We start from the raw sequence: 14,479 nt of genomic DNA on the forward strand, positions 1-14,479 counted from the left end.
TGCTGCGCGAGGCCCGCTGCCCCGTGGTCCTCGTACCGGCCCGGTAGGACACAGCCGACCGCCGGGTGCGGACCGGCCTCGTCCCGGGGGCCGACAGTCCCTCCGGGACGACGACCATCGGACCGGCCCGAAGGCCCTCTTCAGTCCATCCCAGCCGCCCCGGGCCGCGGGAGATTGAAAGCGAACAGACCGAACAGACCGAACGGACACCGGGCTTCACACCAAGGGAGCGGAACCATGGCAGTGCACCAGCAGCCCCGACGGCGCTTCGACTTCCACCTGCCGCAGCGGCGTACGGCGCGCTCGACGGACGGGACCAAGGCGACCACCGAAGCGACCACCACCCCGGCGGTGGGCTACGTCCTCGCCGGCATCCGGCTGATCACCGGCTTCGTCTTCCTGTGGGCCTTCCTCGACAAGACCTTCGGCCTCAGCTACTCGACGCCGGGCAACGGCGCCTGGATCGACGGCGGCTCGCCCACCGAAGGCTTCCTCGGCGGCGTGGCTGTCGGCCCGATGGAGGACACCTTCCACTCCTGGGCCGGCGACGCCTGGGCCGACTGGATGTTCATGCTCGGGCTCCTCGGCATCGGCCTCGCGCTCGTCCTCGGGGTGGCGCTGCGGTTCGCCGCGGTGGCGACCACCGTGATGATGGCCCTGATGTGGGTCGCCGAGTGGCCGCCGGCCAAGCACCTGTCGGACGGTTCGCCGAGCATGTCGACCAACCCGCTGATCGATTACCACGTCGTCTACGCGGTCGTCGCCATCGCCCTCGCCGTCACGTACGCCGGCAACACCTGGGGCCTCGGGCGCGCGTGGGCGAAGCTCCCCTTCGTCCGCGACCACCGCTCGCTCCAGTGACCGGATGGCACGGGAAACGGTCCGGGCACCCGCCGCGGTGCCCGGACCGACCGGCACGCCCGGGACCCGCCGCGCCGCCGTCCTCACCCCGCCGAGGCCGCGCGGCGCGCGGCGGTGCCCGGCTCCCTCAGAGGGGCTGTTGCCACCACAGCCCTCCCCACCGTGCTCCGCTGAATGCGGCCACGAGCACTACGCTCTCGCCGATCGGACGGCCGCCGTGCCGTGGCGGGCCGTTGGGGAGCCGGGGAGGGCACGAGGAGGGGGAGTGGTGGTGCCGGAGGCTGGCGTGGAAGGGATCGTGGTCGACGGCCGGTATCGGTTGGCCGAGCAGATAGGCGTCGGTGGGGTGGGCGAGATCCGGCGGGCACGTGACTCCGATCGGGGCGACGAAGTCGCCGTGCAGTTGCTTCCTGTAGCCGTTGGGGTAGGCCAGGCCGCGCAGGCTCGCTTCGACCGCGCTGCCGACGTGCTGGCCGGGCTGGACAGCCCGTACCTGACCTCCGTGCGGGGCCACGGGACCACTGACCTGGCCGGCCGGGTCGGCTGCGGCTATCTCGTGTTGGAGCCGCTGACCGGTCGCCCCCTCGGGGAGTTACAGGCCGAGAAGGGCCGTATCGGCTGGCGCCAGGCGATGGCCGTGGCAGAGCAGGTGTGCACCGCGCTGGCCGCGGTTCACGCCGCCGGGTTGGTGCACGGCAGCCTCCAGGCCGCGAGCTTGCTGATCGACGACGCCGATGCGGAGGCCGTGGCGGTGACCGTCCTGGACGCGGGGCTCACCGACTTCGCGCCGGCCGCGGACGAGGAAGCAGGCGTGCCGGCCACGGGCAGGGTGCTGTACCTCGCGCCGGAGCGTCGCGATGGTGCACCGGCCATACCGGCAGGTGACCTGTACGCGGTCGGATCCCTGCTGTACGAGCTGCTGGCCGGTCGTCCGCCGTATACCGGCACGGTGGCCGAGGTGGTGGAGCAGCACCGGGAGAGCCTGCCGCTGCGGCCCAGCCGCGTGCGTGAGCTACCGGTCGAGGTGGACGACAGGGCCGGGGACGCCGGCGGCGGGTTCTGGTGGCCGGTGCTGCGCTGCTTCTTACGGTCGGCGGTGTGGCCGGCTACCTGGGGCTGACCGCCTACGACCAGGCCGAGGTGGAGCGTGCGGTCGATCGTGCGGTGCAGGAGTTGAACTCCAGCCCTTCGAACCGTGAGGTGTCGCTGGCTGAGGCGGCCGAGCGGGCCCTGGACCGGGAAAGCGGCTGGCTTCGGCTACGTACCTCGGACGCTCGCCCTACGCCCTTCAGCGGTCCGGAGGGCGAAGCTGTGGTCATCGAGGTCACCAACCTTCTCGGGCAGCATCCTGTGTGCCTGCGTATCGCCGAGGTGGTCGGGCCGGCGCTGACTGCCCGGTACAGCTCTGGCGGCTGCTGACCGCGGCCGGCTGGTGTGGTCAGCTCACGTCGATGTTGAGGTGGAGGTTCGGGTCCTGTTCGGCGCGGGTCTCGGTCGGCGCGTCCGTACCGGACAGGGGAACGGCCTCGGCGGTGGTGACCGGCGTGGCCTGGACGAGCATGTGCTCGATTCGTTCGATGCTTCTCGCGTACTCGTCGAAGACCGCTGCCAGCTCCTGCGGTGTGCCGGAGGCCGCGGGGTCGCGGCCTTTCTGCGCGGCGATCTGTCCTGGGCAGTCGCCGAGGGTGTCCTTCCCCACCGTCACGGGGGGCAGTTGGCCGTGCTTGCCGGTGGTGGCGCCGGTTCCCAGGGAGAACGTCAGCTTCGCCCGCGCCGGGGTGGTGTCGTTTCCGGCGGTGAAGCCGGAGACGCCGACCTTTACCGGAGTGTCCCAGCGGAACTGCTTTCTTGCCGGGTTGACGAAGGCGGCGTCGCACACCATGCGGTGCCAACCGGTCAGGTCGAGTCCGTAGTCCAAGCCGGGTGAGATCCGGTTCAGGCTCATCCAGCCGGCGGCGCTCACGGACCCGTCTTTGTGCAGGTAGACCTGGCCCGTGATGGCGCCGTAACCCCACGGCTCTTCGCGCTGGTTCGGCAAGCTCCCACCGAAGCCGCTGCCTGTGCCGTCCCACCAGGGGATAGAGACGCTGGTATGGATACGCCTTCCGCCGGGGTTGCCGAACTGCAGCTTCTTCGCCGCTTCGAGTTCCTTGCGTATCGGGTGCCCGGTGCCTATACCGATGAACGCCTCGAAGGGGAAAATGCCCGCGAGGTCCATGTCGCCGACTCTCGGCTGCTGGTCATCGGTCTCGATGATGTCGAGGTCGACGAGCATCGCGTAGGTACTCAGCCGCCCGTCTGCGAGCCGCCACTTGGGGAGCATCTGCCGGATGTCGGAGGGTTCCAGATCCGGCCGTTCCGCCAGGATGGTGGCGATCAGGCCGCTGATGAGGGGTGCACTGAAAGAGGTGCCGCTGTTGGTGCCGTAGCCGCCGCCCAGCCAGGCGTGCATCAGATGTGCACCGGGGGCGAGGATGTCGATGTCGCTGCGGAGGGGAGAGCACTCCCATCGCTTGCCGTCCGCGCGGTACGCGCCGACGGAGATGACGGAGTCGACGATCGCCGGTGACCAGGGGTGGTTGGTCCCCCGTGCACAGTTCGTGCCGGGACCGTTGTTGCCCGCTGCCGCGACCACGACGACGCCGGCCTCCTCGGCGTAGGCCGATGCGGCCCTCAGGCTGTCGGGGCACCCGGAAAGTTCTGGGCCGTTACAGGACGTGCCGGCGGAGATGTTGATGATGTCCGCACCGTGGTCAACCGCCCAGATGATGCCCTCGACCAGGTCTGCCGCCTTCGCGTCTTCGCCGAGGGCGACCGGCATGATCTCCGCCCCCGGTGCCACGCCTGGGATGTCCCCGGCGGGCTGGCCGACGATCAGGGAGGAGGTGGCCGTGCCGTGCAAGGTGGGCGTGGAGATGCCGGTGCCGTCACCGGTGATGCTGGCACCTTCCTCCACCGCGCCCTTGAGCGATGGGTGGGTGGCATCGACCCCGCCGGATTCGACCATGGCGACGGTGATGCCCTCACCGCGTGGATCGCCGGGCAGCCGGTCGAATTCCATAGCATCCCTCTGCCACAGCACGTTCGTCGGAGTGGAGCCAGCCGGCGGATCGTCGCCGTCCGTGGTGGTGATCCGATGGTTGACCGAGGCGGAGATGACGTCGGGATCCGACCAGGTCTTCTCGATCTCACGGCGGGCCGCGGCGCCCGAGTCGACCGGGATGCGCTCCACGGTCGGTGAGTTGTTCTCCGGGTCCTCCGGTAGGTGGTCCTGGCGGATGACCACCACTTCCTGCAGCGGACCTACCGGCTCGTCGGCTTCCGGCTCCGGCGCCTGCACCGTGGCGGTGGACGCCTTGGAGAAGGCGCCGGCAGCGGTCACCGCAGACACCGCGAACTCCTGGCGGCCACCCTCGGGGCGCGGGGGCAGGCCCAGTGTGCAGGTCTGCGCGCAGATCGCGGCGGGCACGTCCATCTGCGATCGGCCGTCGTCGATCCGGTAACGGCTGATCCTCTTCACCGGCCGCCACTGCAACCGCACATGCCCGTCCTGAACGGCCGCGGACAGCGCCGGCATCCGGATCGACGGGTCCAGCTCGGCCTGCTGACCGCCGTCACCCCTGCGGGGATCGGTGGCCTTCTCCCAGAAATCGCCGCTGGAGCACGAGGCCAGTAACACCATGACGCCGGCGACGCTCGTCAGCGCGCGTACCGATCTTCCCTGCACCGCACACCTGTTCCCTCCTCCCCGTGGCCAACGTCGGCGCCGCTGACCATACCCAGCCCCACCTACGACAGAAAGCCAAGGTGAGGCCCTTGCCGGAGGAATTGTCTTCCGGTGCAGGTAGTGTGATCAGGGTTATGCCGCAAGAGGCAAGTCACCTCAGGGATGCGAAGTGACGCATAGGCTGAGAGGGCATGGCTGGAAGTCCTCGGGGAACAGCGGTGAATGGAATTTCCGTAGCGAGTCGTGGTCACCCCAAGCTTGATCACGGAGGAGATCATCGGCGCACTCCGCCTGGCAGGGCGGGACAACATCGCCCAGGGCCTGCGCCATCACGGACGGGACATGACCCGGCCGCTTGCAACTCTCGGACTCACGTGAGCACACCCGACCGATCGCGAGAACGACGGAGCCCTGCCACCAACGCCCCCTTGAGGGTCTACCGCACCCCGTCGCAGGACCGACTGTGACGGGCGCTTCTCGCCTCGCCGGAGCCGGGCACCTTTCGCTGTGAGACAGCACACCCCGGCGGCACCGTCATGTCCAAGCCATAGCTCGTCGCACGGTTACGTGCCCCGTTGACACCTAGCCGGTCTTACCGGTTGTTTAGGAACATGGGAAGACATGTGAAGTGTGCGTGGATTCGCTGGGTAGTCGTTGCGGTCTCGTTATCGACGGCTGCGTGCAGTGCGGATGACGAGGCCGAGCCGAAGGCATCTCTGCAGACGGCGTCCGCACCCAGTTCCACGGTGAACTCTCCCTCCGTCGCCCCGGGCCCGTCCTCGTCCGCCAAGTCGCCCATCCCTGACGCGTTCACCGGCGAGTGGCAGGCCCACAACACGCTCCTCGACATCCGGCCTGACGGCAGCGGCTCCTTCGGGTGGCGGGATTACAGCAACACGGAGGCGATCGCGTTCATCGACCTTGAACTGGAATTGCACGTCGCCGGTGACAGCCTCGCGGGCAAGGTCACCCGCAGCAACTCCAGTGACATCCGCGAGGGGGCAGCCGTGCAGGTTGAACCATTCAAGCCCAAGCCTCATGTGCTCCAGATCCGGGTGGAGGGCAGTTCCACGACCCGTGTCTGCGACACCGCCAAGGTCACCCCACCCAGCTTCTGCGGCGCCTGAACGCATGCTCCAGCGCTCGCTTCATCAGGTCCATGAGATGTCGATGGACCCTTCGGCAGCAGATCGAGGTTGTGAGCGGAGGTACCGGTAGACCGGGCTTTCCGCAGCGACGCCCACGTGGCGGCTGCACAAGCAGGGGCATGGCGGGCTGCGAGGGGTGGTAAACGGTGGCGCGATGCGGATGCTGACACCGGTGACGTCTGCCGCGTACTCGTGGGGCCAAGGTTTGATGGTGTGCGTAACTGCGGTGGTCAATCGATGAGCGGTGTTCGGTTGTCGTCAGGGCGGGTATGGGCGGCTTGGGCTGAAGGGGTGCGGCAAGTGGACCATTCACACGACGAAGTGGCGGGGACGTCAGTGGGCCGGTTGTCGTTGGCCAGCGGCAAGGAGGTCCTGTTCGAGGTGATGCCGAATGCCGTGCCTGCGTCGGGTGAGGGGCCGGTGAAGGCGGGGCGGGTGACGGATGCCGTGCGGGAGGTGCCGCGGTCGTTGCTTGAGGCTTTGGCACCGGTGCAGGAGATGGCAGGAGCGGTGGCAGCGCAATTACGGCAGGCGGGGCCGGCTGAGGTCGAGGTGGAGTTCGGGGTGGACCTCTCGGCTCAGGCCGGCGTGATCGTCAGCAAGGGTGGTGCGGCGGCGCATCTGAAGGTCCGGCTGCTGTGGCAGGCAGGGGCAGGCGACAACGTGCGAGGGGGGTAGGCCAGTGGCGGGCGGGGCTCCGACAGGGGCTGACGGTGGGGCTTCGGACCCTGTCAGTGTCGATCCTGCAAGCATGGGCGTCGGGGGTTCTTGGATGCCGGCGGGGGTGGCGCAGGTCCTGGCTGGGGACGGCCGGGTGGTGGGTGCAGGGTTCCTCGCCGGTGAGGGCCTGGTTGTCACATGCGCCCATGTGGTACTCGCTGCCGGGAGTGGTGCGGGCGGCCAGGTCGCGCTGCGTTTCCCGCACCTGATGGCTGAGGCCATAGTTGAGGGCACAGTGTCGGCTGAGGCTTGGCGGCCTCAGGAGGCTGAGGACGTGGCGGCCGTCCTGCTGGAGCACGTGCCCGACGGCGCCCGCGCAGCGGCGATTGGCTCGGCAGCCGGGTGCTCGGGGCATCGAATCTCCTCGTTCGGGTTTCCCTCTCAGGCTCCGGAGCACGGACATTTCGGCTACGGCGTGGCGGGTGATCTCCTTCCGAGCCGGGCGGCGGGCATGCTGCTCCAGTTGACGGGTGCCAATGACCTGACGACCGGATTCTCCGGCGGTCCGGTGACGGACGAGGTGACCGGTCTGGTGATCGGCATGGTCACCTCAATCTCTCCTGGGGACAGGTACCGCCGGGGGCAGGGCATCGCCTACGCGATCACCGCCGAGGTGCTGCGTGAGCTGGTGCCGGGGTTGGCAGAACGGGCGGTGTACCCGTATCGGGGTCTGGAGCCGTTCACGGAACGGGATGCCGCCTGGTTTCATGGTCGGGACGCGGCGGTGGACAGTGTGGTGGAGCGGTTGCGGCGTCAGCGGTTGCTTTTGCTGCTCGGGCCATCAGGGGCGGGTAAATCCTCCCTCGTCCAGGCCGGGTTGCTCCCTGCTCTTGCAGGTGGCCGGCTGCCGAGCAGTGACCGCTGGGCCCGGGTGCTGACCCGCCCCGGCCAGAATCTGACGGCGGAACTGGAACGGGCCGGTCTGCCCGGCGCAACGAGTGACGGACTCGGATCAGCGGTGGGACGTCGCCTCGCGGCCGAACCGGCCTCGACCCGTCTCCTCTTGGTGATCGATCAGTTCGAGGAACTGCTTACGCAACCACCCACCGCCGGCCCCTCGCCCGACCCGCCTCCGACAACCATCGACAACCTGCTCGCCACCGTCGACGCACATCCCGCGCTCAGCGTGATCCTCATAGTGCGCAACGACTTCTACCCCCGCTTTGCGGAGGTATCTCCTCACTTATTGGAGTCCGCCAGGCCGGGGACTGTGGACCTCCCCGCCCGGCTTACCTTTCCCGAACTCCACGCGATTATCACCCAACCGGCGTTGGACGCGGGAGCCCGCTTCGAAACGGGACTGCCGGAACGCATCATCGAAGACCTCCGCACCGCCGATCCGGACTTTCACACCAACGCGGCTCTCCTGCCGCCTCTCCAACTTGCCCTCGCCCAGCTATGGGAACGCCGCACCGACGGCCGCCTCACGCACCAGTCGTATCAGCACATCGGTGAGGTCACCGGCAGCCTTACCGCTTGGTGCAACAACGCCCTGAGCCACATGCCCCCCGGGCACCGTCCCACCGCTCAGCGCCTCCTGACCGCCTTGGTCCGCCCGGCCGACGAGACTCTCGGCATCCCCGCCACCCGTCAACTGGTCCCCCTTGCCAGGCTCCGGGCCCTGACCGCCGGACTGGCACCGGACGCGGTCTTCGACGAGGTCGTCGCCGCATTGAGCCAGGACCGCATCATCACCGCCAGGACGGTTCCGCGGATCGACGGCCAGCCCGGCGAGCCCACCGCGGAACTCATCCACGACGCTCTCATCCGCGACTGGGGCGACCTGCGCGAATGGATTGCGCGCGACCACCGTTTCCAGACCTGGCTGCACCGCACAACCGAGCAGAACAGACGCCACGGCGAAAGCGGCCTGGCCGCAGATCTGCTGGGCGGAACTGCGCTGGCGGAAGGTCAGGAGTGGGCCTCTCAACGCCCACTGCCACCCGAGATCACGCACTTCCTGAGCGTCAGCGAACGCCACCAACAAGCCGTCACCCGACGCGCCCGCCGCCTCAACACCTTCCTGGCCAGCCTGCTCGTCCTGTCACTGATCGCCGCCAGCGTGGCGTTCTGGCAACGCCAGGAAGCCCGCACGGCACAGCGCGGGGCCCAGTCCCGTCAACTTGCCGCCCAGTCCCAGACACTCATCGACACCGCCCCTGACCTTGCATCCCTCATGGCGGTCCGCGCCTATGACCTGGCACCCACGGACGAAGCCCGCGTCAGTCTCTTCCAGGCCGCCGACCTTGAGCTTGCACGCATGCTGAATATCGACGGCAGTTGGGTGGAGTCGTTGGTGTTCAGCCCGGACGGTCGGAATCTTGCCGGTGCCAGCGGGGATGGGAAGGTGCGGCTGTGGAATGTCGCCACGGGCCAACTGGAGACCGAACCTCTCACCGGCCACGACGGCGCCCGGTTCGGGAGTGCCGAATTCACATCGGACGGACAGATCCTCGCCAGCGCCGGTGATGACGGGGCGGTGCGGCTTTGGGATGTCGCTACAGGACAGCAACAAGGCGAACCTCTCACCGGTCATGACGAATCCGTTTGGTCGCTGACATTCAGCCCGGATGGTCAGACGCTTGCCACCGCCAGTGACGACGGGACGGTGCGGCTGTGGGATATTACCGCGGGCCGGCAACAAGGTGACCCTCTCATCGACTCTGACGATTTCATGCGAGCCGCCGAATTCAGCCCGGATGGCCGGACCCTCGCCACCGGTGGAGGGGATGGGACGGTGCGGCTGTGGGATGTCGCCACAGGGCAGCAACAAGGTGAAGCCATCAACGTTCACGACAGCGTTGTCGAGTCGTTGGCGTTCAGCCCGGACGGTCACATACTTGCCAGCGCCAGCGACAACCCCGGCGCCTCATCGGACCTCGGCATCGGCGCCGGCACCGACGTCACCGCCACGGTGAAGCTGTGGGACGTCGCGACAGGCCAGCAGAAGGGCGGCACCCTCACTAACGTGGATCCTGACCGCACCATGGGGTCGCTGGCATTCAGTCCTGACGGTCGAACTCTGGCCACCGGGGAGGACTCGCTCGCCACTGGAGAAGACGGGAGGGTATGGCTGTGGGACGTCGCAACGGGCAAACCACGAGGTGACCCCCTCATCGGCCACGACGGCATGGTGATATCAGTGGCGTTCAGCCCGGACGGCCAGACCCTCGCCACCGGTGGGGAAGACGGGACGGTGCGGCAGTGGAATGTCGCTGTGGGCCGGCAACAAGGTGACACAATCGCCGGGAACACCGAATTCACCCCGCGGGTAGCGTTCAGCCCCGATGGCCAGACCATCGCCGGCATCAGGGAGGGCGACAAGGCGGTGCGGTTGTGGAACGCTGTTACAGGTGAACCACAGGGAGAACCGATCACAGGACACGACGAATCGGTGATGTCATTGGCATTCAGCCCTGATAGCCGAATACTTGCCCTCGGGGGGAATGGCTCGGTGCGGCTGTGGAACCTTGCCGCAGGCCGACAACAACGCAACTTGCTCACCGACTATACCGACGCCGTAGTCTCATCGACGTTTAGCCCGGACAGTCAGACAGTCGCCGCTGTGGGAGCGGACGGAACGATCCGACTGTGGGATGTCGCTTCCGGAAAACAACAAAGCGACGTGCTCACTGACCACATCCCTATCCTGCAGTTGGGGGAGGTGGCGTTCAGTCCGGACAGCCAGACTCTCGCCATCGTCGGTGAAGGTACAGAGGGCATGACCCTGTGGTTGTGGGATGTTGCCACAGGACAATCACGAGGCGACCCTCTCGCTCGCAACGTGTCTCTTGGGTCCCCGTTGGCGTTCAGCCCGGACGGTCAGACCATCGCCACCGTAGGGTCGGACGGAGCGGTGCTGCTGCGGAATGTCGTTACAGGTGAACAACAAGGTGATGTTGTCACTGGCCGAGACCACCCGGTGTCGTCGTTGGCATTCAGCCCCGACGGCCAGACTATCGCTACCGGAGGTGGCGATAGGACGGTGCGGCTGTGGGATGTCGTCACGGGCCAAGCACGAGGCGACCCCTTCATCGGCCACAACGGTATTGTTGAATCGCTGGGGTTCAGCCCCGACGGCCAGACTCTCGTCACTGCCGGACTGGACGGCACAGTGCGGCTGTGGAACTCAAGCATTCCGGGCCCTGAGGAAGCCAAAAAGCAAATCTGCCAGGCTCTCCATCGGGACTTCACCGATACTGAACGTGCCCAATACCTCCAGGGCATGCCCGATACCCCGGTATGCCCCTGAGGGCCGTTCTCGCGGTGAAACTACGTGAGGGTCCGGGCTCGTAGGGCACTTGCTGGCGTTCCACCCGGGCTGCGACGCCTGCCTCGACGTCGTCGGGCGTGCCTAGGAAGTCGACGACCTGGCGGAGGATGACGGTCGCATACACGCGGGTCTGGAGCGTTCCCCGGATCACGGTGGGGATCCACGCGCGGCTGTTCCGCACGGCGCGGTACTGGTCGATGATTTCTTCCTGCACCGGGGCGGTGCCTTCGCTCCTCGGGCGGCATCGACGCCGTCCCACAGGATGGGGCCGTCATCCGGAAGGTAGAGGCCGGACAGGAGCTTGGCCAACCGCTCCTGTTCCGCCTCGGCGGCCTGGGACATCAGCCGGTGGTGGGTCAGCAGGAAACCGCCGGCGTCGTGCACACGGACCTCGGCGGCGGTGTCGGTGAGCAAGTCGCACAGTTTGCCCATGGCGCGGGTGTGCTGCAGCCAGCGGTGGAACGACTCGTACCGGTGCCGGGCGACGGCGAGGGTAGCCCAGGCATTGGGCAGCACCATCACCGCGAGCACCACCATCAGGGCCCAGTGCAGCTGGGTGAACACCCCGGTCATGGGAGCAGAGGTGAGCACGAAGTCGGACGCCGGCTCGCCCCGCTCGACGGATGGCTCACCCGCGCCTTTGAACCCGGTCACCTGGAGTCGACCATCGAGCATCGCTGGGGGCCGGCATCGACCCGCGACTCGTTGTGAGCTGGACGGCGGAAGTGCCGACCCGGCGTGCGGAGGCAGTCGCTCGGAGTATCCGGAGCGAAGGCCGGGATCTATCAGAACCTCGGCCTGAACACCTGATCTACCAGCCCGAACGGCAACTGGCCCGGGTCGAGGCCAAGGTCTGTGTCCAGGGGGGGACTTGAACCCCCACGCCCTAATACGGGCACTAGCACCTCAAGCTAGCGCGTCTGCCATTCCGCCACCTGGACCGGTGGACGCCGCGCGGGCGTGGCCCGCCGCGACGCGGTACACCCTAGCAAACCTGATGGCCGCCGCGATCACCCCGCGGGTTGGGTCGGGGGGTCCGGCGGGGCAGGATGGGGCGTGGACCCCGAATGTGCCAGGGAGGCATCGTGAGCCAGCCGGAGAACGCCCGTGGCGGCACCGTCGAGCGCGCGGAGAACGAGGTCGTCGACCTCTGCCGCGAGCTGATCCGGATCGACACCAGCAACTACGGCGACCACTCCGGGCCGGGGGAGCGGGCCGCCGCGGAGTACGTGGCGGAGAAGCTGGCCGAGGTGGGGCTGGAGCCGGAGATCTTCGAGTCGCACCCCGGGCGGGCGTCGACCGTGGCGCGGATCGAGGGCGAGGACTCCTCGCGGCCCGCGCTGCTCATCCACGGGCACCTCGACGTCGTGCCCGCCAACGCCGCCGACTGGACCCACGACCCCTTCTCCGGCGAGGTCGCCGACGGCTGCGTCTGGGGGCGGGGGGCGGTGGACATGAAGGACATGGACGCGATGACCCTCGCCGTCGTACGCGAGCGGCTGCGCACCGGGCGCAAGCCGCCGCGGGACGTCGTGCTGGCCTTCCTCGCCGACGAGGAGGCCGGCGGGCTCTACGGGGCCCGGCACCTGGTGGACACGAAGCCGGAGCTGTTCGAGGGTGTGACCGAGGCCATCGGCGAGGTCGGCGGCTTCTCGTTCACGGTGAACGAGGAGGTGCGGCTGTATCTCATCGAGACCGCGCAGAAGGGCATGCACTGGATGCGCCTGACGGTCGACGGGACCGCCGGGCACGGCTCGATGACCAACCGCGACAACGCCATCACCGAGCTGTCCGAGGCGGTGGCCCGGCTGGGGCGGCACGAGTTCCCCGTGCGGCTGACCAAGTCCGTACGCGGCTTCCTCGACGAACTCGGCGACGCCCTCGGCGTCGAGCTGGACCCCGAGGACATGGACGCCACCCTCGCCCGGCTGGGCGGCATCGCGAAGATCATCGGCGCCACCCTGCGCAACACCGCGAACCCCACCATGCTCGGCTCCGGCTACAAGGTGAACGTGATCCCCGGGCAGGCCACGGCGCACGTCGACGGCCGCTTCCTGCCGGGGCACGAGGAGGAGTTCCTCGCCGACCTCGACCGGATCCTCGGCCCGCGCGTCCAGCGCGAGGACGTGCACGCGGACAAGGCGCTGGAGACCACCTTCGACGGGGCGCTGGTCGACGCCATGGCGACGGCGCTCAAGGCGGAGGACCCGATCGCCCGCGCCGTGCCGTACTGCCTCTCCGGGGGCACCGACGCCAAGTCCTTCGACGACCTCGGCATCCGCTGCTTCGGCTTCGCGCCGCTGCAGCTGCCGCCCGAGTTGGACTTCGCCGGGATGTTCCACGGCGTCGACGAGCGGGTACCGGTCGCGGGGCTGCAGTTCGGCGTCCGGGTGCTCGACCGGTTCCTCGACGCCTGCTGAGCTGGCACTTCTCGCTGGGCCGGGCGTGTTCGCGGGCGGGTGGCGTACGCCGTCGAATCGGCCACCTGTACCAATCGGACTGAATCGGGTGAATGGCACGATAAGCGCGTAGCTCGATACCTACCTCGTCGTTGCATTGGGTGCGGTCCGCTGCTGGGACCGCACCGTCAATGAGGAGGAAGAATGATCAAGAAGGTTGTCGCCGCGGCGGCCGCCACGGGCGGTCTCATGCTCGCGGGTGCAGGCGTCGCCGCCGCCGACTCGGGTGCTCAGGGCGCTGCCCTGCAGTCCCCGGGCGTGCTGTCCGGCAACGTCGTGCAGGCCCCGATTCACATTCCCGTGAACGCCTGCGGTAACACCGTGAACATCATCGGTCTGCTGAACCCGGCGTTCGGCAACACCTGCATCAACAAGTGACGTTGAACCTCCCGTAAGGGTGTGACCGTACGGCCCCGGAGCGCACAGCAGTGCTCCGGGGCCGGACGGGCTTCTGTACGGGCGGGGCGGGGACGGCCCGCCCGCTCGCGTACCCAGAGCTCAGAAGGCAGGAAAGACCCATGCGACATGTCGCAAGGAAGGGCCTGTTCACCATCGCCGCCGCTGGCGGCATGCTGGTCGCCGTAGGCGCCGCCGCCGCGCAGGCGGACGCGGGCGCCCAGGGCGCCGCGACGAACTCCCCCGGCGTCGGCTCCGGCAACACGGTGCAGGCGCCGGTGAACGTACCGGTGAACGCGTGCGGCAACACGGTGAACGTCGGCGGGCTGCTCAACCCCGCGTACGGCAACACCTGTGTGAACGACGGCGGTGGCACGAAGACCGGCGCAGGCAGCCGGACCGGCGGCCACACCACCGGCGGCGGGGCCCAGGCCCAGGGCCAGTCGTCGCAGTCCCCGGGCGTGCTCTCCGGCAACACGGTGCAGGCGCCCGTGGACGTGCCGGTGAACGCGTGCGGCAACTCCGCCAACGTCGTCGGCGTCGGCAACGCTGTCTTCGGCAACGAGTGCGGCAACGGTGCCACCCCCGACACCCCGAAGCCGCCCAAGCCCGAGGAGCCGCCGACGCCGGAGGAGCCGGACCGGCCCGACCAGCCCGACGAGCCGGACACCCCGGACGAGCCGGACACCCCCGAGCCGCCCGGCACCCCGGACCGGCCCGAGGCGCCCCGGGACCACACCCCGCCGAACCACGAGACGCAGGCCGGCCCGCCCGCCGCGGCCCCGGAGCAGCTCGCGGAGACCGGTTCCGACATCCCGCTGGGGGCACTCGTCCCGCTCAGCGGCGGTCTGCTGCTGGGCGGCGCGGTCCTCTACCGCCGCGCCCGCGCCGCCGC

Annotated in this window: 12 protein-coding genes and 1 tRNA gene; 9 read left to right on the top strand and 4 right to left on the bottom strand. The window is 68.6% G+C overall.

The window, feature by feature from the left end; translation table 11 throughout:
* The first annotated feature begins 237 nt into the window (after positions 1-237).
* The 3 genes from H5J30_RS05670 (at position 238) to H5J30_RS05680 (ending at position 2,280) form a co-directional block, all read left to right on the top strand.
* The gene (locus H5J30_RS05670; protein ID WP_181786056.1) at positions 238-861 is read left to right on the top strand and encodes a DoxX family membrane protein; all 624 of its coding nucleotides are present in this window, start codon (positions 238-240) and stop codon (positions 859-861) included.
* Between the two features lie 265 nt (positions 862-1,126).
* Positions 1,127-1,981 (top strand): serine/threonine-protein kinase, encoded by an 855-nt coding sequence (locus H5J30_RS05675; protein WP_181786057.1) that lies wholly within the window; start codon positions 1,127-1,129, stop codon positions 1,979-1,981.
* Positions 1,960-2,280 carry a hypothetical protein gene (locus H5J30_RS05680; protein WP_181786058.1) on the top strand — a complete coding sequence of 107 codons (321 nt, stop codon included), beginning with the start codon at positions 1,960-1,962 and terminating at the stop codon, positions 2,278-2,280. Before H5J30_RS05675 ends, H5J30_RS05680 begins: the two co-directional genes overlap by 22 nt.
* 19 nt (positions 2,281-2,299) lie before the next feature.
* Here H5J30_RS05680 and H5J30_RS05685 read toward each other — a convergent pair whose 3' ends face one another.
* Entirely contained in the window at positions 2,300-4,588 is a 2,289-nt protein-coding gene (locus tag H5J30_RS05685) for a S8 family peptidase (protein WP_181786059.1), read from the bottom strand.
* 746 nt (positions 4,589-5,334) lie between these two features.
* Between H5J30_RS05685 and H5J30_RS05690 the strand changes: the two genes are divergently transcribed.
* From H5J30_RS05690 to H5J30_RS05700, 3 genes are all read left to right on the top strand, one after another.
* A complete protein-coding gene (locus tag H5J30_RS05690) occupies positions 5,335-5,715 on the top strand; it encodes a hypothetical protein (protein WP_181786060.1) in 381 nt (126 codons plus the stop codon).
* Between the two features lie 321 nt (positions 5,716-6,036).
* Positions 6,037-6,414: a CU044_2847 family protein gene (locus H5J30_RS05695; protein ID WP_309505439.1), complete on the top strand. Its 378-nt coding sequence runs from the start codon at positions 6,037-6,039 to the stop codon at positions 6,412-6,414.
* A gap of 94 nt (positions 6,415-6,508) precedes the next feature.
* Positions 6,509-10,708 (top strand): nSTAND1 domain-containing NTPase, encoded by a 4,200-nt coding sequence (locus H5J30_RS05700; RefSeq protein ID WP_220188572.1) that lies wholly within the window; start codon positions 6,509-6,511, stop codon positions 10,706-10,708.
* On the opposite strand, the gene H5J30_RS37405 is transcribed toward H5J30_RS05700, so the two are convergent.
* The 3 genes from H5J30_RS37405 to H5J30_RS05710 form a co-directional block, all read right to left on the bottom strand.
* Entirely contained in the window at positions 10,647-10,988 is a 342-nt protein-coding gene (locus H5J30_RS37405; protein WP_309505440.1) for a Scr1 family TA system antitoxin-like transcriptional regulator, read from the bottom strand. The two genes, H5J30_RS05700 and H5J30_RS37405, sit on opposite strands and share 62 nt — an antisense overlap.
* The gene (locus H5J30_RS05705) at positions 10,877-11,293 is read right to left on the bottom strand and encodes a hypothetical protein (protein WP_181786062.1); all 417 of its coding nucleotides are present in this window, start codon (positions 11,291-11,293) and stop codon (positions 10,877-10,879) included. Before H5J30_RS05705 ends, H5J30_RS37405 begins: the two co-directional genes overlap by 112 nt.
* Before the next feature lie 292 nt (positions 11,294-11,585).
* Positions 11,586-11,670, bottom strand: a tRNA-Leu gene (locus H5J30_RS05710).
* Between the two features lie 126 nt (positions 11,671-11,796).
* On the opposite strand from H5J30_RS05710, the gene H5J30_RS05715 reads away from it, so the two are divergent.
* The 3 genes from H5J30_RS05715 to H5J30_RS37410 all read left to right on the top strand — a co-directional run.
* On the top strand, positions 11,797-13,149 hold the full coding sequence (locus tag H5J30_RS05715; protein WP_220188573.1) for a M20/M25/M40 family metallo-hydrolase: 1,353 nt from the start codon (positions 11,797-11,799) through the stop codon (positions 13,147-13,149).
* A 183-nt stretch (positions 13,150-13,332) separates the two neighbouring features.
* Positions 13,333-13,566: a chaplin gene (locus H5J30_RS05720; RefSeq protein ID WP_145901801.1), complete on the top strand. Its 234-nt coding sequence runs from the start codon at positions 13,333-13,335 to the stop codon at positions 13,564-13,566.
* A 140-nt stretch (positions 13,567-13,706) separates the two neighbouring features.
* On the top strand, positions 13,707-14,479 hold a 773-nt coding region (locus H5J30_RS37410), incomplete at its 3' end, for a chaplin (protein WP_181786064.1).

The sequence above is a fragment of the Streptomyces phytophilus genome (assembly GCF_013870535.1).
In the GTDB taxonomy this organism is placed as follows: Bacteria; Actinomycetota; Actinomycetes; order Streptomycetales; family Streptomycetaceae; genus Streptomyces; species Streptomyces phytophilus.

Coding starts and splice junctions, on each gene's coding strand:
- H5J30_RS05670 (WP_181786056.1), top strand. CDS start 238: ATGGCAGTGCACCAGCAGCCCCGACGGCGCTTCGACTTCCACCTGCCG.
- H5J30_RS05700 (WP_220188572.1), top strand. CDS start 6,509: ATGCCGGCGGGGGTGGCGCAGGTCCTGGCTGGGGACGGCCGGGTGGTG.
- H5J30_RS05715 (WP_220188573.1), top strand. CDS start 11,797: ATGTGCCAGGGAGGCATCGTGAGCCAGCCGGAGAACGCCCGTGGCGGC.
- H5J30_RS05720 (WP_145901801.1), top strand. CDS start 13,333: ATGATCAAGAAGGTTGTCGCCGCGGCGGCCGCCACGGGCGGTCTCATG.